Genomic DNA, 21,692 nt, shown 5'->3' on the forward strand with positions numbered 1-21,692 from the left:
CCGGATGGAACACCTGCGCGACATCCACCACGTGCCGGAATTCCTGCGCCTGGAGATCGAGCACTTCTTCCGCGTGTACAAGGAACTCGAACCCGGCAAGAGCGTCGAAGGCTCCAGTTGGGTCGGGCGCGTGGCCGCCGAGCAGGAGGTCGAGCGGTCCCGGGAACGCGCGACGACGGCCGGTGACCACGGCACTGGGCTCTCCTAGAGTCGGGCAGTCGCCCGCGCTCCTGACGCTGTGTCCAGCTGTTCCCGGTCGACTCCGGAACACGCCAGCAGCGCCTCGATCACCCGTTTCGTCTCGTCGGGATCTCTGACCTGTATGCACAAGACACCGGCTTCCTTGGCCGGGTAGTCGTTCCCGCCCGGGAACAGGGCATCCCCGATGAACAGCATCTGGTCGATGCGAATGCCGAGGACGTCCCGCAGCTTCCGGATCCCGAAGGCCTTGTCGATCCCGGCCTTCGTCACGTCGACCGATGTGGCGCCACCCAATCGGACAGCGAACTCGGGAAGGAGTGGGTCGAGGATGGCCTTGATCCTGGTGCGCTTGGCGAAATCCGGGTCCCATTCCGCTTTTGCCTTGGCGGGAGCCTGCTGCCCGAGCGCCGAGAACGTGATCTGACTGCCGCGGTCCTCGATGATCTCGCCCCATACCTGTTCGGGGGGATCCAGTGATGAACCGGCCTGCTCGAGTGCTTCGACGATCCGGCTCTTCTCCTCGGCGGTGAGGTCTTCCGAGTACAACTGCTCCCACTGCGTGTCGTAGGAGTAGAACTTGGTGCCGCAGGTGGGCAACAGCGAGAGCATCTCCAAGCGTCGGTCGCAGGGAAGGAGGGCCAGCAACTGTTTCTCGAACTGGGGCCATGCCCCGCCGGAGATCACGGCTACCCGTACCACCCCGAGGAGGTCCGTCAGCAGCCTGACCATCTCGTGGTCGAGCGACGCCTTGCTTTCCGCAAGCGTCCCGTCCAGATCGAATACGATCAGCTGTTTCATCGCGATGTCCCATCCGGCAAAGCCACTTCGAGCAGGATCGCCGCGGGGCTCGGCTGAAAATCGCAGGCTCCTACCGCAGCGGGGAGGAGGACCACGTCGCCCGTACGGAGGGCGAATATTCGCTCGTCATGTTCCAGATTCCCCTGGCCACTGATGCACACCAGGACCCGCGGCGTGCCCTGGGCCCCGACGCTGAATCGGCTTTCGCCGCAGAATCGCCGCAACCCGAACTGCTCGCATCGGAAGAGTTCTTCGACAAGTACGGGATCCCGCCGTTGTTCCACCGGAAGTACCGGAAGGACCGGTCCGGTGCTGAAGTCGGCGCAGGCCAGTGCTCGATCGACCTGAAGCGCCCGGGGTTCTCCGGTCCGGGGGTCGACGCGGTCCCAGTCGTACAGGCGAAACGTCTGGTCGCTGTTCTGCTGGACCTCGAACAACACGACACCAGTACCGATGGCATGAACCGTGCCCGCAGGCAGGAATACCCCGTCACCGGCCTTCGGGGTGAAGCATGCCAGGCGCTCTCGCACCGCCGCGCCGGAGGTCGACCGACGCAGATCGTCCGCGGTCGTGCCCGGCTTCAGCCCCGCGTAGATGAGGCTGTCCGGCTCCGCCTCCAGAACCACCCACGCTTCGGTCTTGCCGCTGTCGTCCAAGCGGAGATCGGACGCCTGGCGATCGGAGGGATGAACCTGGACCGAGAGTGTCTCCCGAGCATCGATGAACTTGAGGAGAAGCGGAAATCGTCGAAACCGTCCGGCCGAGGATCCCAGAACATGTTCCGGCCACCGTTCGATCAGTTGACTTATGCTCAGTCCCTTGAGCGGCCCATTCGCCACCCGGCTCTGGTGCTCGTCCCGGTCGCTCAGCAACCAGGCCTCCCCGACGGGTCCGTCGGGCATGGGTGCCGCGAAAAGGTCTACGAAGCGACGGCCACCCCAGGGCCGGTACTGATAGATGGGCTCGAATCGGAGCGGATACAGCGGAGCCGGGCTCCGACCATCCGCGCGTACGGTCGAGGGAAATTCGATCGGTGGTGCCGGTCTCGCGGGCATCGGTGTCGCCTCGCATCAAATTCGGCCTGCCCCGGACGGGCGTGCGTGGCGACGAGGTCAGGATCACCCGGGGCACTGACGCTATGCCCCTCGAGTCGGTCGGCGCAAACAACCGGACGGGGCACTTCGCGCGGCTGTCGGGAATACCGCAGACGCTGAAGGTTCGACCGCGTCCCTTCGCTTCTGACCCTGGCGTTTTCTTGCCCCCGGGGACCTGTTCGACGCCGGGCATGATCTGTGACACGCTCAGGGGAGTTCGCCCAGGACCGCCGGCGGCCTTGACCTTCTTCGTGCCTGAGGATGGACCGTGACGGGCAGCGATCGGGAACGTTCGATCGTCGCGGCATTCGTGTCGATCGCCGAGGCGTTGGCCGACGACTACGACATCGTCGATCTGCACACGGGATTGACCGATACTTGCGTGCAGCTCCTGGACGTCGACTGGGCGGGCCTGTTGCTCGCGGACCCCGATGGTGTGCTCCGGGTGGCGGCTGCCTCCTCGGAGCACACCCGCAACCTGGACCTGTTCCAACTGCAGTGCGAGCAGGGCCCGTGCCTGGACTGCTCGCACAACGGAGCAGTGGTGTCGGTCCCGGACCTGGAGCTGGAATCGGCGCGCCGGCCGCGGTTCGCGCCGACCGCGGTGGCGGCCGGGCTCGCCTCCGTGCATGCCGTGCCGATGAGGTTGCGAGCGACGCCACTCGGCGTGCTGGGTCTGTTCGGGGCGAAGGTCGGGGCACTCGATGCCGACGACCTGGTGCTGGGCCAATCGCTTGCGAACGTGGCCGGCGTCGCGTTGGTCACGGCGCAATCCGCGGTCGACGAGAAGGCGCTCAACGCCCAACTGCAGCGCGCTCTGAACAGCCGGGTGATCATCGAACAGGCCAAGGGGTTCCTCTCCCAGTACGCTGATCTGGACGTGGACCGGTCGTTCGCCATCTTGCGTAGGTACTGCCGCGATCGGAACCTGCGCCTGACCGATGTCGCGCTGCAGCTGGTCGATCGTGAGCTTCCCGCCGACGTGGTGCTCGGGCACGGCCACGAGAAAGGGCTTGGGCGAGGGGCCGCCCGAACACAGTAGAGCCCCGGAGCGACCGAGGCGAGATCGCACCGATCAGGTCTGATGGTGCGTCAGATAGAGGTCAGGACGGCGGACGTTTGTGGGCGAGCAGGGTGGTGATCAGTTCGGCGTGCGCCCAGGCCAGCCCGCGTGCCCCACGGGGCACGCCGGTGACCGCGTCGATCTGTTCGCTGATGGCCGCCGGATCGACGTGGGCGACCACGAACCTCAGGTACCCATCGGCGAGGTCCCGGTTGCCCTTGTGCAGGTGGTACTGGGCCATCCACAACGTCGCGATCGGCCAGGGATTTCCACCCGTGCTGCCGAAGCCGTCGTTGGCGTCCTCGGGGAACCGGCCGATGCCGGCTCCCGAGTTCCCAGCCCGTCGCCACGCCAGGTTGACCGGCCACTTGGCTGCAAAGTGCGCCTCCAGCCGTCGCGCGGTCTGCGCCAGACAGGGGTGATTGAGGTCGCTCCCGCCGTCGAAAGCGAGCAGGGCGCTGCCCAGGACGCTCACGTCCAGGCGGGTCGTGTGCTTGAACCACGCCGGTTCGGGATCCAGGACGTGCCGCCAACCGCCTGCAGGGTCGACGAAAGTGGGACGTTCGTCGGTGACGCGACACCGTCGGGCGAGGTCCGGGTCGACTTCTGTCGCGACCGCCGCGGCCAGATGCAGCGCCCGCCGACGCAGGTTCGACGCGTGGAAGCTGCGGCCCTTGATGAGTTCCCAGAGGTCGAATCCCGTGCGCCGGCCGGGCAGCAGCAGGTGTTCCAGGAAGGGGCGGACGATCTCGACGGCGTCGGGGTTCAGAGTGAGGACCGCGAGCACCGTGGCGGCCGGTCCGTCGTGCTGCGGATCGCCGTAGCCACCGACCGGTGCGCCGCCCATGGTGGTCCGCCCCGCGGCCACGGCACCGCTGTGTCCGATCCGGTCGACGAACCCCAGGTAGCCGCGGCACAGCGCAGCGGATCGGGCGCGCAGATCCAGCGGCCCAAAGTTGGACAGCGCGTGCAGGGCGAGCGCGGTGGCGGCGGCGTCCCGCTGCCAGAAGAACCAGTAGTCCGGCTCGTCCGGCCCGGCCTGCGGTGCCGCGGCAATGGCGCCGTTCGGGGCGCAGCAGGCCTCGATCGCGGCGAATGCCTTACGCAGCAGAGCCTCCCGGTCCACCGCCACGACCGGGCAGGCCGGGCCCGGGATGTACAGGGGGCACACGGCTCGGTCCACGCCACGCAGGACGTCGAGGTCGAGGGCGATTCGAGCAAGGTAGGGATGTCCGGCACCGGCCGCGCGAAAGGCCACCGCGGCCTGTTCCTGCACCAGGGCCGTGCCCAGCATGCGCAGGATCTGGGCGGAGGTCGCGGCTCCTCGTCCGAGGGTCCGGTGCATCCATCGCGGTGTCGGCCCGGCTCCGACGTACCAGGCGTGGCAACCCGGCACCGGGGGGATTTCGTCGCCGAAGATTCCCACGGCCGGCGTGGTGAGGGTGACCGGACGGCCGCCGCCGACGACGATGACCTGCAGACCCGAAGCCTGCAGCAGCAGTCGTACCTGATCGCTGCCGCCGATGGCTGCCTCGTCGATCAGGACAACGAACGGTTCGCCCTGCCACAGCGCAGGTGTCACCGGTGACCGAGATTCTGCGGATCGCGGTGCTGGCCTCGGTGGCGCATCGCACCCCGCCGCGCAGTTACGGGCCGTGGGAACAGGTCGCGTCCACCCTGGCCGAGGGCCTGGTGGCGCTCGGGCACGACGTCACGCTGTTCGCCACCGCCGATTCGCTGACCACCGCTCGATTGCACAGCGAAGTGCCGACCGGCTACGAGGAGGACCTGGCGATCGATGCCAAGGTCTGCGAGGGCTTGCACATCGCCGCAGCCTTCGAGCGCGCGGGCGAATTCGACCTGTTGTCCAACCAGTTCGATTTCCTGCCGCTGACGTACAGCCGCCTGGTGTCGACCCCGGTGGTCACCACGATTCACGGGTTCTCCTCCGAGCGGATAGTGCCGGTGTACCGAACCTACGACGAGACCTCGCACTACGTCGCGATCAGTGACGCCGACCGGCACCCGGACCTGGGCTACGCGGCGACGATCCACCACGGCATCGACCTGGCCCGGTTCACCTTCGTGCCCGAACCCGGCGGATATCTGCTCTTCCTCGGACGGATCCATCCGCACAAGGGCACCCACCTGGCGATCGAGGTCGCCCGACGCGTCGGGATGCCGCTGGTGATTGCCGGGATCGTGCAGGACGAGGAGTACTTCCGCGAGCAGGTGCAGCCGCAGCTCGGCCCCGACATCACCTACGTCGGGCCCGTGGCCCCGATCGAGCGTGACGGGTTGCTGGGCGGCGCGTTGGCCCTGTTGCACCTGATCGGCTTCGCCGAACCCTTCGGCCTGTCGGTCGTCGAGTCGTTGGCCGCCGGCACTCCGGTCATCGCGTTCGGTCTCGGCTCGATGCCGGAGCTGATCGATCACGGCCGGACCGGATTTCTGGTGGCTGATCTCGCGGGTGCTCTGGAGGCCGTGTCGAAGGTCGGGCAGCTGGATCGGGCGTCGTGCCGCGCCGAGGCTGTGGCGCGTTTCTCCGCCGAGCGCATGGTGGCGGACTACGCGGAATTGTTCGCGCGGATCGTCGCCGGGGGATCTCCGGTGGCGAGCCGGGCGAGCAACTCGGCGACGTTGAAGAAGGCAAAACGCACCGAGGCATCGCTCACTCCGTAGGGCAGCAGCAGCGTTCCCTCGTGGATCATCCCACCGCAGGAGTAGACAACGTTCGGCACGTAACCGTTGCGCTCGTCCTCGTTGGGCCGCATCAGCGGTTGACGCAGGCGCCCGAGAACCTTCGTGGGGTCGTCCAGATCCAGCAGCAGGGCGCCGAGGCAGTACTCGCGCATCGGACCGACGGCATGGGTGAGCACCAACCAACCGGCCTCGGTCTCCAACGGCGAACCGCAATTTCCGGTCTGGATCAGCTCCCAGGGCTCGCGGGGTTCGTAGACCTGCGGGCCGTTCTCCCACCGCCGGCCGTCGGCGGAGGAGGCGATCGAGCAGTTCTCCCGGTCCCAGCGCGACAACGCGAAGTACCGGCCGCCGATCCGACGGGGGAACAACGCCATTCCCTTGTTCTTCGCGCCCGGCCCGGCGAACTGGCTGACGGCGAACTCGTGGAAGTCGGTCGTCGCGATCAGTTGGGGCACGATGTGGTTGCCGTCGAAGGCGGTGTACGGGGCCAGGTAACGCACGGCCCCGTCGTCGTCGACGAAGCGCACGAAGCGCGCGTCCTCCAGCCCGTGGCTCTCGGCCGGCCCGTATGGCCACAGCACGCGCTCGGGCAGGGTCGACTCCTTGGCGAACACCACGCGGTAGCTGTTGCGGACCAGGCTTCGAGCAATCTCATCGGTGTGCGCGCCACCGTGTCGGGTGACCTGTTGACCGTGCAGCGCTTGCAGGGCGACCTCGAGATCCGCATAGCCGAACTCGGTGGCGAGTTGACTGACCAGGTACCGCGCGCTCTCGGTGTCCGCGCCCTCCTCCCGCAGCCGGTCGGCGAAGACTTCGCGGTCGTGTCGGGTGCGTGCGATGGCGCCCTGCTCGACGTGCGGTCCGGGGTCGTCGAAGCTCAACGTGTGCCCCGGACCCCAAACGCCGGTGCGGAACTCGATCGAGGAGACGTGCCCCTCCCCGACGGCGCGCAGGCTCATCACGAAGCGGACGGCACCGGTGGGCAGATCGCTCTGGTCCGGGTGGGGGACGACGCTCGGGTTGAACAGAGCGGCACCCTCGATGGAGTACTCATTGGTGAAGGTCGCCCCGAGCAGGGCCTTGCGCTCAGCGGTCAATGGATCGCCGCTGGGGATGCGGTGAGCGATCTGGTCGTAGTTGGCGCGCAGGATCCCGGACAGGTCGCGGTGTCGACCGAGGTACTCCGTCCGGACATGCTCCAGCGCCGCGCGTACCGCCTCTTCGGGCATCGCCAGAATTCGCGACAGCACCCCAGTGGCGCGGGACTCGGTCTCGGTCGGCAACTCGTGGCCCGGCACGAACAAGAGGGCGAGCACCCGACTGGGATCGGCCCGCAGAACGACGTCGCTGCGGGTGATCACGCGGCGCGCAGCGACAGTGCGCGGACCTGCTGCAGTGCCGTGATGAGCGCGATGGTCGATTCGGCGCCCTGGTTCTCGTTGCGGCCGGTGGCCTCCAGCCCGTCGCAGCCGCCTCCGCTGTCGAGGTCGACCAATGGGACTCCACTGTCGTTGTGCCCGAGGAACCATCGTGCGGCCAGGTGCACGCCCTGCGCCCAGCGAGGGTCTCCGGTGACGGCGAAGGCGCGTCCGCAAGCATCGGCCAGCGCCGCGACCTCGATCGGCTGTTGGTCGTAGCGCGGGTGCCGGCGGTCCGCCGGCCCGCTACCGCCGACCGGGGTGACCGACAGGTGGCCGTCCCGGGTTTCCCGCTCGAGCAGCCAGCCGAGCAGGAACAAGCCGTCCGCGAGGACCACGTCGTCCTCCAGCGTGGCCCCCGCGGTGATCAGGGCTTCGGGCAGGGCTGCGTTGGCGTAGGTCAGGCGCGGCTCCGGCCAGGGCCACCGTGGATCGAGGCCGGGCCGCCCGATGGTGGTGACCGCGTCGCGGAGCAGGGCGCTCGCACCCTGATGGGTGGGCAGGACCGTGAGCAGCTCGGCGGCCCCCAACCCGGCGAAGGTCATCGCCCGCGACCACCCAGAACGCCAGGACACCGCCCTGTCGAATGCTGCCAACGCACCGTCACAGTCCGTCCGCGTCGCGCGGATCACCGCACCCAAGGCCCAGACCCCGCGGCCCCAGCAATCCTCGACGCAAGGCTCCCCGTGCCAGGCGCCGTCGGTGCTCCTGCGGTTGCGGAAGCGGCCGTCGGGCGCTTGGGCGTCCAGCACGAAACGCAGGTACTGACGGTGCAGCAGCTGCACCGGCCCGGCCGGCGTGGACTCCCGGCTGACCACGACCAAGGCCCGGGCGACGTCGTCGAGGCAGTAGCCGTGCTCCGCGCGTGGACGGGTCCGTTCGGCATGTTCGTGCAAGCCACCGCGGTCCGTCAGGCGCACCAGATGGGCGAAGGGCGGGGCGGGGTATTCGATCGTAAGGGTCATGACGCGGACGCCAGCGCGGCGACGCACAGGTCTTCGGCGAGCTCGCGGTACCGGTCGGCGACGGCGTCCCAGAACAATGCCGGTGCCTGCAGTGCCGCGCGCGCCGACATGGTCCGCGCCAGACCTGGTTCGCTCAGCACCTGGCGGACGGCCGTGCCCAAAGCGGCCGGATCGCGTTGCGGGACAAGCAGTCCGGCACCCTGCGCGAGCATTTCGACGGCATGCGGAAAGGCGGTCGACACGATCGGGCGCGCGGCAGCGACCGCCTCGATGAGGACCCCTGAGGTGACCTGCTCCCGAGAGTCGTAGGGCAGCAGCACCAGGTCGGCGCTCGCGACGACGTCGAACAGCTCGCCCGCCGGCAGGTAGCTGGAGTCCAGTTCCAGGAGATCTGCAACGTCGAGATCTCGGGCTCGACCGGAAAGTCTGTTCCGGTAGGCCTCACCCTCCCGGGCGAGGATCCGCGGGTGAGTCGCGCCCAGCACGAGATAACGCGGGTTCAGATCCCGCAGCCCGGGCAACGCCTCGATGGCCCACTCGATGCCCTTCCCCGGGCCGAGCAGGCCCCAGGTGAGCACCAGTGGGCGAGCCCCCGTGCCCCGCCCACCGGCACGCTTGTGATGGTCGATCGCCCCGTGCGGAATGGTCCTGACCGCGCGCGGGTCTGCACCGTAGAGGTCGACGAGTCGGCGCTGCGCCGTCTTCGTCATGGTGACCATGGCATCGGCCGCCCGGATCAGGCGCTCCAGGATCTCTCGCTGCCGGGTGGTCGGTGTCTCCAGCACCGTGTGGAACACCACGATGGTCGGAACCCGGAGACTTTCCACCAGATCGACAACCTCGACCCCGTCGGGACCGCCGAAAATTCCGTACTCGTGCTGAACGATGACCACGTCGTAGTCGTTGAGTTTGTGCACAGCGCCGGCCACGCTGCTCGCAGACCCGTTCACCAGATGCGCCACCACGCCGGGCTCGAGTTGGCTTACCGGCTGGTCCACCAATCGGACGACATCAGTCCGCGGGCCCAAATGGCTGCGCAATGCCGCGCAGAACGTCGCAAGTCCGCACTGCGTCGGCGGATAAGTGCTCAAAATCGCGATACTGGGGCGCCGACCAAGAACCGAAAGGGCAGCCACGGCGCCTCCTCCATCGCAATGAACCCGTCAGCGGCGATGGAGGCACAGGGTCTGGGTAGATCCGAAGCGCGCTACGGGAACCCAGTATGTCACGCTCAACGACGGACGGCCACCGCGGAGCATCGAGCCAGGCCGGACTCGGTGGCCGACGAGTTGAGCCGGCAGGACCGATGAATTGTCAGTTAAATTCTGCACGCCGACTGTGGTCAGTTAAGTGTTTTTCCTGCGCCATGCCGTGGGGAATCAGAATTCAAGACAACCGCTCGACGGAAATAGCGCGAGCCACCGGCAATGACCCCGAACTCGGCCGTTCGTGGCTCGGCGCCCTCTCTGCACCCGAAATCGCGATCAACGTCAGCAGCGGCGCCGGCGAGCGACGACCATGATCCCCTGCAGAGGCCATTCGGCCTCGACAGGCACTCGCCGGAGCCGCGCTGGATCGGGTCTAGATCGGGCGCACGTTCTGCGCCTGCGGGCCCTTCGGGCCGGGGGTGATCTCCAGCTCGACGCGCTGGTTCTCCTCCAGCGAGCGGTAGCCGTCCGCCGCGATCGCGGAGTAGTGGACGAATACGTCCGGCTGGCCCTCCACGGCGATGAACCCGAAGCCCTTTTCGCCGTTGAACCACTTCACGATGCCTTGAGTCATGTCCTCATCCTGTCTGCATCGAGACGTATAAGTCGCGGCGCCCCTGGTGGGCGCGCTGGGCTACGTGGTCGATCGATGCAAAGCGCCCGGCGATATTCACTGATCCGCGGACGTCAGGAACGGCGAGGAATCGTAAACGTGCAACCGCCGACCACGGTAGCACGTCGCGCCCTCGTTGCGGGGTCGATCAATCTGCGGCGTGGCCCTACGGGCGTGGCCGATTGGACCGTCCGGAGGCCGGCGGTGGCAGTGCGGAATATCTGCGCCCCGCAATTGCTCGAAGCGTTCAGGTCAGCCGGCGTTCTTCCCGGGCAGGCCGAGCCCGCACGCCGGGCACACGCGATCCATCACCGGATCATTCAGCAGTTGGTCGGTCGGCTCGAAATACACCCGGTGGCGGCCGAGGCCCACCACCCGCAGAACGTGCTCGCACTGGGGGCAGGTGTAGGTCGCTCGCGCATCCAGCTTGGCCGAGAGGGTCTCGGCGGCGGTCGGTGTGGCGTCGGATCCCCGCTCGGGGATCACTCCTGCCGCGGCCGAGTCGACCGGCGAACCTCGCGTCTTGGAGAGCATTTGGAGGATCTCCTCACGGTGGTGCGAGGGGATCGTCGCGTCCGCTCGTCAATGACTGAAGACCGTAGCATGAAATCGAAGTCTAGAATCGGTAGACTAGTTCGGATGGACGAGAGCGCCGCGCCCGGCTGGACGTTTCTGACCAACCACGCCCAGGTGGTGGTCTGCATCGCCCACGATCCCGGCGTTCGCCTGCGCGACATCGGCGAGCGCGTCGGGATCACCGAGCGCGCCGCGCATCGTATCGTCACCGAGCTCGCCGACGCCGGCTACCTCACGCGCAGGCGAGACGGGCGCCGCAGCCACTACACGATCAACGCCCACCTCCCGCTCCCTGATCCGGTCGCCCGCGAGCGGAGCGTCGGTGAGCTGCTCGCGATACTCGCCGGCCCCGGACTGACCAGGCGGGTCGACCCGCCGGAGACGAGCGGATGATCGCGGGCGAACGGGGCAGTACACTGGGGCCATCGCCTGCCGGCGCCCAGGCGCATCGACGTCACCGCGGTCGACTCAGATACCGCCCCAGGACGCCTCCGTGCGTGGGATGGTGTGAGCCTGCGAACGGCGCGTCGCCCGGTCCGGCTGCATGCGCCGCCCGGACTGACGTAACGTCGCTCGAACGCCTTCACCCGTCTCGCATGTCACACGGCGCCGATGACGATGCCGGCGGCAGGAGCCGATTCACCACTTCCTCAACCCTACGGAGACCAGTGCCCAGACAGCTGAAAGCGAAAACTATCGGGGAGAAGACCAAGCCGGTCCGACGTGTACCGGCGCCCGAAGTGAACCGGGCCAACATCAAGGCGTCCGGCACCGGTTGGACGTCCTGCCGGCCGTGCCGCGAAGCAGGTCCCGGCGCCATGGCCACGTGCGGGCACGTGGCCGACTGGGCCGAGGCCACCCCGACCCCGACCTGAGCACCCCCAAGGCCCGCCGGCGCGCTCACGGCACCGGCGCCGCCGCCGCTCGGCAGCGCCACAAATCGGTACGGGCGTGCGCGGGCGGCGCAAGTCAGGTTCCACAGGTAGATGGCCGAGGCCGCTGAGGATCGCACCGCCGATACCAGGCGCGGGCCGGCTGCGGAACGCGCTGCGCCAGATCCGCCCCCGGGAAGTGGTGTTAGATCCCACTTCAGAGAATGGGGCCGGGCGGTGGCCCGATCACCGTGTTCGGCGTCGCTTGTCAAGCTGTTGCGGTTGGCACTGCCCGGGGGTCGTTCTCGCGCGACGCGAATCGCCGGGACGGCGCTCGGCAGGTCGCCGAACCATCTCGCGGTGCCTGGCGGACCCCAGGCGCCACGACAGGAGAGTCTGTGGCTCGATCTCGCCAGGCGCTGTCGGCGCCTCGCCGGAGCACCTCTGCGCCCGAGCGGCGTGCCCCGCGTCGACGCGACGACGAGGGCATCATCGGGGTGCTCGCCCGCGCCGCGCGTGAGGTCGAGGCCGCCGTGCGGGGCGGGACCGTGTTCCCGTCGGTGCGTACCAAGTTCCAGGTCGTCGCCCTGCTGGTGCGTCGGGAGCGCGCGCGGATCAAGGCAGAGCCGACCGGGTCTGCGTCCCAACGGGCGGAGACGCTGCGACGCCTGGACGGGATCGCAATGATCCTGGCCCAGACCGCGGTTGCCGACACTTCCCTGCTGGCGCTCCTGGCCGAGGACGCCGTCGTCTCCGAGGCGGCCCGGTCGCTGACCCGCGCCATGCTCACCGATGCCGGTGTCGAACTGCCCCCGGAGGAGTCGGCGGACACCTCGCCTGCCACCGAGCCCGCCGGACGCGGCGTAACGCCGCAATCGGTCGTCTCGCGCCAACTGGCCAACCCCTTCCTCGCCCCGGACTTCTCCGCCGCCGGGCAACCCACTGTTTCGGCGCGCCGCCTGGCGGGCTGGGAGCTGCTCGGCCCGCTGTTCCGCTCCTTCGAGGAGGCCGGCGGCGGCGCCCCGGCGTGCATGGCTCTGCCCGCGCCGCGCGCCGTGCGCGTGCCGAGTGGGGTTGAACTGATGCCGCATCAGGCGCAGGTCGTCGCCGCTGCCGCGGCCGGACACCGGACCTTCCTGCTCGCCGACCAGCCGGGCCTGGGCAAAACGGCATCGGCGCTGCTGGCCGCGCAGGCGGCGAACGCGTACCCGTTGCTCGCGGTGGTCCCCAATGTCGTGAAGACCAACTGGGCGCGCGAGGTGGGCCTGTGGACACCTTCCCGCTCGGCAACCGTGATCCACGGCAACGGTGAGACGATCAACGGCTTCGCCGACATCGTCATCGTCAACTACGAGGTCCTCGACCGCCACGTGGATTGGATCGGCGAATTCGGCTTCCGCGGGATGGTCGTCGACGAGGCGCACTTCATCAAGAACAAGACTTCTCAGCGCTCGCGGCATGTGCTCGAACTGGCCGACCGCGTCCGGTCGCGCACCGCGCGGCCGTTGTTGATGGCGCTGACCGGCACTCCGCTGATCAACGACGTCGAGGATTTCCGGGCGATCTGGCAGTTCCTCGGCTGGATCGATGACTCGCAACCGCTGGTCGAGCTCATGCGGGCCCTGGAGGAGACCCGGCTGACCCCGATCGACCACGGCTTTCGTCCCGCCGCTCGGCAGTGCGTGATCGATCTGGGCATCGTCCGGCGCCGCAAGGTCGATGTGGCCGCCGACATCCCCGCGCGGCGCATCGCCGACCTGACCGTCGAGCTCGACGAGACGGCCGGGCGCTCGATCCGCCAGGCCCAGCAGCGGCTGGCCAAGCGCATGGTGTCCCGGTACCAGGCCGCGCTCGAGACGCGCACGTCCGGTGTCTGCGTCGACGGCATCGACCACGACCTGGTGCGGACCATCGCCGGCCGGGAGCGCAAGGAGGCCACGGTCAGCAAGACCGACGGCAACGTGTTCGGCATGATGCGCCGCATCGGTCGGGCGAAGGCGCCCCTGGCCGCGGACTACGCGGTGCAACTCGCGCGCAACGCGGGCAAGGTCGTCTTCTTCGCCAAGCACATCGAGGTCATGGATGCGGCCGAACAGACCTTCACCAAGGCCGGGATCCGGTTCTCGTCGATCCGCGGGGATCAGAGTTCCAGCGCTCGGCAGAAGCAGATCGATGCGTTCGTCAACGACCCACAGGTCGCCGTCGTGGTCTGCTCCCTGACCGCGGCCGGGGTGGGGCTCAACCTGCAGGTCGCCTCCAACCTCGTGCTCGCCGAGCTGTCCTGGACCGACGCGGAACAGACCCAGGCCATCGACCGCTGCCACCGCATCGGCCAGACCGAGCCCGTCACCGCCTGGCGCATCATCGCGGCGCAGACCATCGAGGCGCGCATCGCTGAACTGATCGACAGCAAGGCCGTGTTGGCCGCCCGGGCGCTGGACGGCTCGGAGGACGAACTGTCGTCCTCGGCCGATGTTCAGCTCGAAGCGCTCATCGCGCTGTTGACCGACGCCCTTTCCGGGCCAACTGGCTGACGGGCCGGCTCCGCGGCGTGATTGTCCGCCCGGTTCGGGTTCCTTGGATGGTCGAGCAGATGCTCACCAGGTGGTCGACGAGGTAGGGGTGGTCGGCCAGGTGCTGGGTCCGCGCGATGTCGCTCATGACCGTGAGTTCGGCCTGCACGAGGATGCGTAGTTCGACGCTGTCCATCTCGGGGCGGTCGTGGGTCAGGAGTCGGATCCAGTCGGAGACGAACTCGTGCTGGGCCTGGCGCGCCGCCTGGCGGCGGTCGTCGGGCAGGTGCTGCGTTTCCCCGATCAGCACGTCGAGCAGCGCGCTGTGGGCCACGACGAAAGCGATGGAGCCGCGCAACAGCGCGTCGGCCGCGTCTTCGGCAGCTGACGCCGAGCCGAGCACCTGCGTCACCAGGAACTGGAGCCACTGGGTGGCTCGAGTGATCGCTGAGTCGAGGATCTCGGGCTTACCGCTGAAGTGGTTGTAGACGCTGGGCCCGGCGATCCCGACGGCGGCCCCGATGTCCTCCATGGTCACCCCCTGGAATCCGTGGCGGGCGAACATCTCGACCGCTGCATCGAGCAGGGCCTCCCGGCGGGAAACCCGACCGGCGAGCAACTGGCGGTCGATCGCCGGTCGGGCGGTGGATCGAGGTGTCGTAGCAGGCAGCGGCGCGGCGAGCGCCGAGCACGCGGCGGCGGTCAGGATCTCGTCGAACCTGGGACGGGGGAACTCCCTCTTGCTGTGCGAGGGACTGGCGATGACCGCGAAGACGCTCCAGGCCAGCAACTCGGCCTGGAACTCGGTGAGCTCCGGCCGGTGGCGGCTGATCCGATCCGCCAGGCGCAGAGCCAGTTCCCGGAGCCGGTGCCGAAGCTTGTCCCGCTCGGGCCCGGGCAGCTGGCGGGATTCGCGCTGCCACAGCACCCCAAGATCTCGGACGTCCAGCCCGTGCGAACTCAGTGCGCGGACCAGGTCCTCGAGGGGTCCGTCCTCAGCCGCGCTGAAGACCGCTTCGAATCGTTGCAGCCGGTCGAGAATGATCTCGCCGAGCAGATCCTGCTTGCTCGGGAAGTGCCGGTACAGCGCGCCCGCCGTGATGCCGGCCGCGGCAGCGATGTCGCCGGTGGCCACGCGGTGGTAGCCGAGTCGATGAAACTGGTCGGCGGCTGCGGCGATGATCAACGCACGCCGGTTCCGGGGCCTGGTGGTCATTCGCGCCCCTTCCCTTGACTGACGTCCAAACTAATGCCAATTTACATCCTGACTCAAGCCCCCGTTGGAATCTGCCTGTTCGCGGGGAGTTGGGCGGAGCACTCGTTCACTTCCGGAGAGATAGGTCCCCGTGACCGGCTTGAGCGTGGAGTCACCGCAACCTGGCGTCGCGTTGGTCGTGCTGGACCGGCCCGGCTGGCTCAATGCGTTCGACGAGGCGACGGTCCGGGCCTTGCCAACACTGCTCGAAGCGCTGGCCGAGGATCCGCAGGTCCGGGTTGTGGTGCTCACCGGCGCCCCCGGAGCCTTCTGCGCAGGCGGCGATCTGGCCCTGGTCGGCACGTTGCCACTGCTGGGCGCGGAGGAGTTGGAAGCCCTGCTGCTACGCGGTTTCCAGGCCTCGGCCCTGCTCCACTCGATGGACAAGCCGACGATCGCGGCTGTCAACGGACCCGCGGCCGGGGGAGGGCTGGGTCTGGCACTGGCATGCGATCTGCGCATCGCCGGCCGGGACGCCACGTTCGTGTCGCCGTTCATCAACATGGGTCTCGCGCCCGACTACGGGGTCACCTGGCTGCTCCCGAGGATCGTCGGTCACGCGGTCGCCCTGGAGATGGCGGTGACCGGACGGCGGGTCGGCGCGGCGGAAGCGCTGACCACCGGCTTGGTCAGTCGGCTGTGCGACGACCCGCTGGCGGAGGTGCTGTCGCTGGCGGGCCGGATCGCTGCGCAACCCGCCCAGGCTGTCGCGCTCACCAAGCGCCTCATGCGCGACTCCGCACCGCTGGACCTGCCCACGGCACTTGCCGCCGAGGCCAAGGTGGCGCGGGCTGCCTTGCAGAGCGAGGAATTCGCCGAGCGCTGGGCCACCTGGCGAACCGAGATAAGCGGCGTGACCGACGGGAGAAACTGATGCCTTCGATCTGCGACACCCTGCGCTCCACCGCTGCCCGCTGCCCAGACCGGGAGGCACTGGTCTTCGGCGTTCGGCGCCGGTCCTACCGCCAGTTGTCCGACGACGTCGAGCGCGCCGCCTCAGCGCTTGCCGCCGCAGGGACGCGGCCCGGCGATCGAGTGCTGTTGATGGCCCCGAACAGCGACGCGTTCGTCGTCGCCGCGTACGCGGCCTTGCGTGCCGGAGCAATCCTGGTGCCGGCCAATCCCCGGAACGCCCCCCCGGAGATCGCCCACCTGATTGCGGATTCCGGCGCGACGACAGTGCTCGGGGCCCCGGAGTTCGCCGAACTGATCACGGCGGGGATCGAGCGGGCAGGTGCCCGCTCGACTGTGTTCGCCCTCGGGCCCGGGTCGCCGTTCGGTGACCTGTTCGACGAACCGGAACGCGCTGAGGTCGCTCATCGGCCCGTCGAGTCCGACGACGCCTTGCTTCTGTACACCTCGGGAACCACCGGTAAACCGAAGGGCGCCTTGTTCGACCACCACCGGACCATGTGGGTCGGAGTGAACATGGCGGGTACCTGCGGCGTGCGGGATGCGGAACGGTTACTGCACGTCGCGCCGCTTTACCACGCGGCCCAACTCTGCGCGATGCTCTGGCCCGGCACGATCTTCGGTGCCACTCACGTCGTGCTGCCCGCATTCGAACCGGTCGCGGTGGCGGATGCGCTCGCGGCCGAACGGATCTCGGTGTTCTTCGGCGTACCGACCATGTACCAATTCCTGCTTCGGCTGCCGGATCTCGCGGTGCGCGACCTCACCGCCTTGCGGGTCGGGTTGTTCGGCGCGGCCCCGATGCCCGCGGCCACCGTCAAGTCCTTGCTGGAGGCGCTGCCGGGCGTGAGCCTCTATCAGTTGTGCGGCCAGACCGAGGCAGGACCGGGCGGGATCTACGCCGGGCCGGCCGACGTCGCGGCTCGTCCGGACGCCAGTGGCCGATACGCGTTGCCGAACACCGAGGCACGGGTGATCACGCCCGAGGGTGCCGAGGTGGAGCCAGGTCAAGTCGGCGAACTCATTCTGCGGGGGGAGACGATCATGAAGGGCTACTGGAATCAGCCCGCAGCCACCGCCGAGACCATCCGGGACGGTTGGCTGCACACCGGCGACCTCGCTCGCCTCGACGTCGATGGCTACCTCACCCTCGTCGACCGACTGAAGGATCTGGTGATCACCGGCGGTCGCAACGTCTACTCGGTCGAGGTCGAGAACGTACTGGCCGGCCACCCCGACATCGCCGACGTAGCGGTGATCGGGGTACCGCACGAGGACTACGGCGAGAGCATCCTTGCCGTCATCGCACCCGTCGAGGACCGCGAGCCGACCCTGGACGACATCCGTTCCTGGTGCCAGGACCAGATCGCCGGCTACAAGATCCCCCACGCCGTGGTGTTGCATCCCATCCCACGCAACCCCTCCGGGAAGATCCAGAAGCACCTGCTCCGGGCCGAGCTCGCGAATTCCGTGGCGGTGCTGTCATGACCCGCCGGTCGCTCACGGCCGCGATTGCGAGCTGCACCGCGGTGGCACTGCTCGCCGGCTGTGGTGGCTCCGCCGCCGGGACGAGCACCGTGCAAGCCGGTGCAGCCTTGGGCGCCGTGAACACCGCCGCGCCCGCGGTGGCCGCGGGTCCGACGGTGGCCGGTACCGCCGGCCACCGCACGGGCAATGCAGCGGGAGGCGCGGGCACGTCGACCGCTACCACCGCCGCCGCCCCGAGCAAGCGCGGCACGAAGACCGGAGCCGGCAACGGCGCGAGCAGCGGCAAGACCATCGGTGGCAAGAGCAGCGACGTGCCCAGCATCGGCCAGGCGGCGGCGGGTCCCGCCGCGGCCGTCGAGCGCCTCGTCTCCAGCCACCCGATCTTCGGGGGCAGTGCAGCATGCGGGCCCGCGAGCCTGTCCGAGATCCCGATCGGAAACGTCAGCACGCTGTCCGGCGTCCTGGGCGAGGCGTTGTCGCCCGCACGGGAGGCTCTGCAGATCTTCGTCGCGGCGCAGAACGCCTGCGGTGGCCTCAACGGACACCGGATCAAGCTTTACATCGATGACGATCAGGGCGACCCGGCGACGGCAACTGCCAAGGTCCAGAGCATGATCGAGACCAAGAAGGTGCTGGCGTTCGTCGGCAACACCGAGGTCCTCACGATCGACGCCGTCGTTCCGGTCATCAAGAAGTACGGGATCCCGATCATCGGCGGCGACATAGCCAGCAACACCTGGTTCACCAACCCGCTGCTCTTCCCCCAGGGCCCGCCGCCGGCTTCGGTCGCCTACGGGTACCTCAAGGGCGCCACCGAATACTTCAAGAAGACCAACGTCGGCGACCTGTGGTGCATCGAGATCCCGCGCGCCTGTGAAGAGAACGACCGTGCGTTCAGGGAACTCGCGCCCGGGTTCGGTATCACCGTGAAGCGGTCGATCGCATCGTCGATCACGGCACCGTCGTACGTCCAGCAGTGTCTGGACCTCCAGAGCTCCGGTGTCGAAGCGTTGGCGCTGCTCGTCGACGCGGCGTCCATGGTGCGGGTGGCGCGTTCGTGCGAGCAGGTCGGGTACCACCCGAAGATCCTGCCCACCCCGCTCGGCATCGGCAACCAGAAGCAGTTCCTCACCGGGAACGCGTGGCTCGGCAACTCCTACGTGGCGCTGAACTACTTCCCCTGGTTCGCCAACGAGACCCCGGTGGAGAAGTACTGGCAGTCCGCGATGAAGAAGTACGACCCCGGCGCCGACATCGGCGCCGCGTCCAGCGCCGGTTGGACCGCCGGCGCACTGCTCGTCGCAGCCTCGGCCCTACTGAGCCCGACCAACCCGACCACCGCGGAACTGCTGGCCGGACTCTACGCATTCGGGGGCCAGAAGTGGACCGGGCTCGGCGGCCTCAGCGGGCCACGGACATTCCTTGCAGGCAAGGCCCCCCGGGTGCCCTACTGCCTTTTCGCCGCGATCTCCAACGCAACGAACACCGGGTGGGCGAGCGCGGTCTCCACGCCGCAGTGCACCGAAAAGCTTGCGCCGTCGGATCCGCAGAACGGCCAATGACGCCCCGGCGCTTTGTGAGATGAGGAACTGAGGGGACGTCAGGACGGCACCGTGATTTTCGGCGCGACCTCCTGAGCCAGCCGGTGCATGGACTCGTCCCACGGCTTCGAGTCGTCAAGGTAATCGTGGCCGTAGATCAGCAGGGTGCCGAAGCCGCCGGTGGAGCCCTGCCAGTCGTTGATCTTCTGGGTGACGGTCTCCGGGGACCCGGTGATCCAGACGTGCTCGGCGAGGTAGGCCGCATCGACGTCCTGGACGTTGTGCGAAGGGTCGGCCAGCAGACCCTCCATCACGCCGAAGCGCTTGTAGGTCGGGGCCAGGTACTGCTCCCACGCCTCGCCCAGGCCGCCCTCGATCGCGAACTTCTTGGCCTCGGCGTCGGTGTCCGCGACCACGACGTCCCGCACGACGCGGTGTATGGCACGGTCGACCGGGTGGCCGTGCGCAGTCGCCGCTGCCGAGTAGACCGCCCAGTGGTTCCGCACGAAGGCGTCACCCGAGTAGATGCTGACCGGGATGTAGCCGTTGGCGCCCGCGAAGCTGATCGACGGGGAATCAGGGCTCAGCCCGGTCATCGCCATCTGGATCCGGCCGCCGGGTGGGCGGATGTCGCGGACCGGGTGGATCGGGTCCTCGTGGGGGAAGCCGTGCTTCCAGAACTGACCCTGCTCCTGGTATTCCTTGCCGGCCCAGACCTTCTCGATGATCTCGATCGCCTCGAAGAGCATCTTGTGGTTCACCGACATGTCGGTGATGCCCCGCAGCGCCGCGTCCGTGTGGTAGGCCCCGGCCGCGATGCCCAGCTGGTAGCGCCCTTCGCAGATCTGCGCCAGCCACGCCGTCTGCACTGCCAGCGTGGCCGGGTTGTGGTACGGGAGCAGGTGCGCCAGCGGCCCAAGCTTGATTCGTGAGGTCTGCACTGCCGCTGCGGCGATGACGAGTTCGGGACTGGGGATGCTCTCCCACTGCAAGGTCGCGTGCTCGCCGACCCAGTACTCGCTGAAGCCGGCCTGGTCGGCTGTCACCGCCTGGGCGACTCCCCATTCGAAGACCTGACGCGGAGTCCGGGTCGGCTGCATGAAGGGGTCTGGAACATGCCTACGTCCACGTACCGCCTCTTTCTCCGGGTGAGACGGCTAGCCTGCCCGCGTCGATACCGATCTGTCACCCCTACCGGGAGCCGACGATGCCCGCATATCGAACCGTCGATGACATCAACCTCGGCGACGTGGAGTTCTGGAAGCGGCCGATCCCCGAGATTGACCGCGCGTTCGCCGCGTTGCGGGCGGAGACCCGCCGGGGAGGCGGCATGTGCTTCCACGAGGAGATCACGCTCATGGGCGGGAACTCCCCGGGCCCGGGCTACTGGTCGGCGGTGACTCACGACGACGTGCGGGCCGTCAACCGCGAGCAGCAGATCTTCTCCTCCGCCGGCGGAGTCATCTCCAACGACCCGGCGCCGGAGTACCTCGCGGTCGGATCGATCATCGTCACGGACAACCCGAGGCACCACGAACTGCGCAGCCTGGTGTCGAAGGCGTTCACGCCTCGGGCGCTCGCCCGGACGGAGAACTCGATCCGAGAGCGGGCGCGGCGTCTGATCGGCGCGGCCCGCCAGACCGGCGGCTCGTGCGACTTCGTGGAGTCCTTCGCCGCGCCCCTGCCGCTGCAGGTCATCTGCGACATGCTCGGCATCCCGGAGGAGGACGAGCCCAAGGCCTTCCACTGGACCAACGTGCTGCTCGGCATCGGGGACCCGGAGATGGGCGCCGACGTCAATGCCGTCACGACCGCCGCCACGCAGTTCATGGAGTACGCCATCGGGCTCGGCATCGCGCGGGCGGAGCATCCGGAGGACGACCTCAGCTCCGCGTTGATGCAGGCAGAGGTCGAGGGTGAGCGCCTGACCCCGTTCGACTTCGGCGCCTTCGTCGTCCTGTTGGCGATCGCCGGCAACGAGACCACCCGGCACGCCATGTCCTGGGGCATGCACCAGTTGACCGAGCACCCCGATCAACGCGCTCTGCTCGCGGCGAACTACGAGGCGATGGCACCGCGGGCCGTCGAGGAGATCGTCCGGTGGGCCACGCCGGTCGTGTACATGCGTCGCACCGCGCTGGCCGACACCGTCGTGGGCGACACCAAGATCTCGGCGGGGGAGAAGGTCGTCATGTGGTACTGGTCGGCCAACCGCGACGAAGCGGTCTTCGAGGATGCGGCCCGGTTCGACATCGAGCGCAAGAACGTCGCGGAGATGGTCGGCTTCGGCGGCGGCGGCACGCACTTCTGCCTGGGCGCGAGCCTGGCGCGGCGCGAACTGACCGTCATGTTCGACGAGATCCTCAAGGGTCTGCCGGACCTCCAGATCAGCGGTCCACCCACCCGCTTGCAGGGAAACTTCGTCAACGGCATCAAGTCGATGCCGTGCGAGTTCTCGGTTCGCTGACCGCG

General features: G+C 68.4%; 20 protein-coding genes. 10 read left to right on the plus strand and 10 right to left on the minus strand.

Features of this window, described 5'->3' with window-relative positions:
• The coding region (locus tag VHU88_13180; GenBank protein HEX3612632.1) for an inorganic diphosphatase at positions 1-208 on the plus strand (208 nt) is incomplete at its 5' end.
• Here the strand turns inward: VHU88_13180 and VHU88_13185 are convergent.
• Positions 205-999, minus strand: coding sequence for an HAD-IIB family hydrolase (locus tag VHU88_13185; protein HEX3612633.1), 795 nt, complete (start codon positions 997-999; stop codon positions 205-207). The two genes, VHU88_13180 and VHU88_13185, sit on opposite strands and share 4 nt — an antisense overlap.
• Positions 996-2,054, minus strand: coding sequence for a type I phosphomannose isomerase catalytic subunit (locus VHU88_13190; protein ID HEX3612634.1), 1,059 nt, complete (start codon positions 2,052-2,054; stop codon positions 996-998). Before VHU88_13190 ends, VHU88_13185 begins: the two co-directional genes overlap by 4 nt.
• Positions 2,055-2,361: 307 nt before the next feature.
• Between VHU88_13190 and VHU88_13195 the strand changes: the two genes are divergently transcribed.
• Complete coding sequence (locus VHU88_13195) at positions 2,362-3,135, plus strand: GAF and ANTAR domain-containing protein (protein ID HEX3612635.1); 774 nt, start codon at positions 2,362-2,364, stop codon at positions 3,133-3,135.
• Positions 3,136-3,196: 61 nt separating this feature from the next.
• On the opposite strand, the gene VHU88_13200 is transcribed toward VHU88_13195, so the two are convergent.
• Entirely contained in the window at positions 3,197-4,738 is a 1,542-nt protein-coding gene (locus VHU88_13200; protein ID HEX3612636.1) for a glycoside hydrolase family 15 protein, read from the minus strand.
• A 2-nt stretch (positions 4,739-4,740) separates the two neighbouring features.
• On the opposite strand from VHU88_13200, the gene VHU88_13205 reads away from it, so the two are divergent.
• Complete coding sequence (locus VHU88_13205) at positions 4,741-5,838, plus strand: glycosyltransferase family 4 protein (GenBank protein HEX3612637.1); 1,098 nt, start codon at positions 4,741-4,743, stop codon at positions 5,836-5,838.
• On the opposite strand, the gene VHU88_13210 is transcribed toward VHU88_13205, so the two are convergent.
• From VHU88_13210 to VHU88_13230, 5 genes are all read right to left on the minus strand, one after another.
• A complete protein-coding gene (locus tag VHU88_13210; protein ID HEX3612638.1) occupies positions 5,724-7,220 on the minus strand; it encodes a glycoside hydrolase family 130 protein in 1,497 nt (498 codons plus the stop codon). The two genes, VHU88_13205 and VHU88_13210, sit on opposite strands and share 115 nt — an antisense overlap.
• Positions 7,217-8,242 (minus strand): hypothetical protein, encoded by a 1,026-nt coding sequence (locus tag VHU88_13215; protein HEX3612639.1) that lies wholly within the window; start codon positions 8,240-8,242, stop codon positions 7,217-7,219. The genes VHU88_13210 and VHU88_13215 overlap by 4 nt, the downstream gene beginning before the upstream one ends.
• On the minus strand, positions 8,239-9,240 hold the full coding sequence (locus VHU88_13220; protein HEX3612640.1) for a glycosyltransferase: 1,002 nt from the start codon (positions 9,238-9,240) through the stop codon (positions 8,239-8,241). The genes VHU88_13215 and VHU88_13220 overlap by 4 nt, the downstream gene beginning before the upstream one ends.
• A gap of 583 nt (positions 9,241-9,823) precedes the next feature.
• Positions 9,824-10,024: a cold-shock protein gene (locus VHU88_13225; GenBank protein ID HEX3612641.1), complete on the minus strand. Its 201-nt coding sequence runs from the start codon at positions 10,022-10,024 to the stop codon at positions 9,824-9,826.
• Between the two features lie 291 nt (positions 10,025-10,315).
• The gene (locus tag VHU88_13230) at positions 10,316-10,597 is read right to left on the minus strand and encodes a hypothetical protein (protein ID HEX3612642.1); all 282 of its coding nucleotides are present in this window, start codon (positions 10,595-10,597) and stop codon (positions 10,316-10,318) included.
• A 105-nt stretch (positions 10,598-10,702) separates the two neighbouring features.
• Between VHU88_13230 and VHU88_13235 the strand changes: the two genes are divergently transcribed.
• The 3 genes from VHU88_13235 (at position 10,703) to VHU88_13245 (ending at position 14,045) form a co-directional block, all read left to right on the plus strand.
• The gene (locus VHU88_13235; GenBank protein ID HEX3612643.1) at positions 10,703-11,032 is read left to right on the plus strand and encodes a helix-turn-helix domain-containing protein; all 330 of its coding nucleotides are present in this window, start codon (positions 10,703-10,705) and stop codon (positions 11,030-11,032) included.
• A 275-nt stretch (positions 11,033-11,307) separates the two neighbouring features.
• Entirely contained in the window at positions 11,308-11,514 is a 207-nt protein-coding gene (locus VHU88_13240) for a hypothetical protein (GenBank protein ID HEX3612644.1), read from the plus strand.
• Positions 11,515-11,909: 395 nt separating this feature from the next.
• Positions 11,910-14,045 carry a DEAD/DEAH box helicase gene (locus VHU88_13245; protein HEX3612645.1) on the plus strand — a complete coding sequence of 712 codons (2,136 nt, stop codon included), beginning with the start codon at positions 11,910-11,912 and terminating at the stop codon, positions 14,043-14,045.
• Here VHU88_13245 and VHU88_13250 read toward each other — a convergent pair.
• Positions 14,002-15,240 carry a helix-turn-helix domain-containing protein gene (locus VHU88_13250; protein ID HEX3612646.1) on the minus strand — a complete coding sequence of 413 codons (1,239 nt, stop codon included), beginning with the start codon at positions 15,238-15,240 and terminating at the stop codon, positions 14,002-14,004. The genes VHU88_13245 and VHU88_13250 overlap by 44 nt on opposite strands.
• 130 nt (positions 15,241-15,370) lie before the next feature.
• On the opposite strand from VHU88_13250, the gene VHU88_13255 reads away from it, so the two are divergent.
• From VHU88_13255 to VHU88_13265, 3 genes are read left to right on the plus strand one after another with little or no spacing between them, the layout of a single operon-like run.
• Complete coding sequence (locus tag VHU88_13255; protein HEX3612647.1) at positions 15,371-16,153, plus strand: enoyl-CoA hydratase/isomerase family protein; 783 nt, start codon at positions 15,371-15,373, stop codon at positions 16,151-16,153.
• Entirely contained in the window at positions 16,153-17,679 is a 1,527-nt protein-coding gene (locus tag VHU88_13260) for an AMP-binding protein (GenBank protein HEX3612648.1), read from the plus strand. The genes VHU88_13255 and VHU88_13260 overlap by 1 nt, the downstream gene beginning before the upstream one ends.
• A complete protein-coding gene (locus VHU88_13265; protein HEX3612649.1) occupies positions 17,676-19,241 on the plus strand; it encodes an ABC transporter substrate-binding protein in 1,566 nt (521 codons plus the stop codon). Before VHU88_13260 ends, VHU88_13265 begins: the two co-directional genes overlap by 4 nt.
• A 38-nt stretch (positions 19,242-19,279) precedes the next feature.
• On the opposite strand, the gene VHU88_13270 is transcribed toward VHU88_13265, so the two are convergent.
• The gene (locus tag VHU88_13270; protein ID HEX3612650.1) at positions 19,280-20,320 is read right to left on the minus strand and encodes an LLM class flavin-dependent oxidoreductase; all 1,041 of its coding nucleotides are present in this window, start codon (positions 20,318-20,320) and stop codon (positions 19,280-19,282) included.
• A gap of 107 nt (positions 20,321-20,427) precedes the next feature.
• Between VHU88_13270 and VHU88_13275 the strand changes: the two genes are divergently transcribed.
• Positions 20,428-21,687: a cytochrome P450 gene (locus tag VHU88_13275; GenBank protein HEX3612651.1), complete on the plus strand. Its 1,260-nt coding sequence runs from the start codon at positions 20,428-20,430 to the stop codon at positions 21,685-21,687.
• The last annotated feature ends 5 nt before the right edge of the window (positions 21,688-21,692 follow it).

It is taken from the genome of Sporichthyaceae bacterium (genome assembly GCA_036269075.1).
In the GTDB taxonomy this organism is placed as follows: domain Bacteria; phylum Actinomycetota; class Actinomycetes; order Sporichthyales; family Sporichthyaceae; genus DASQPJ01.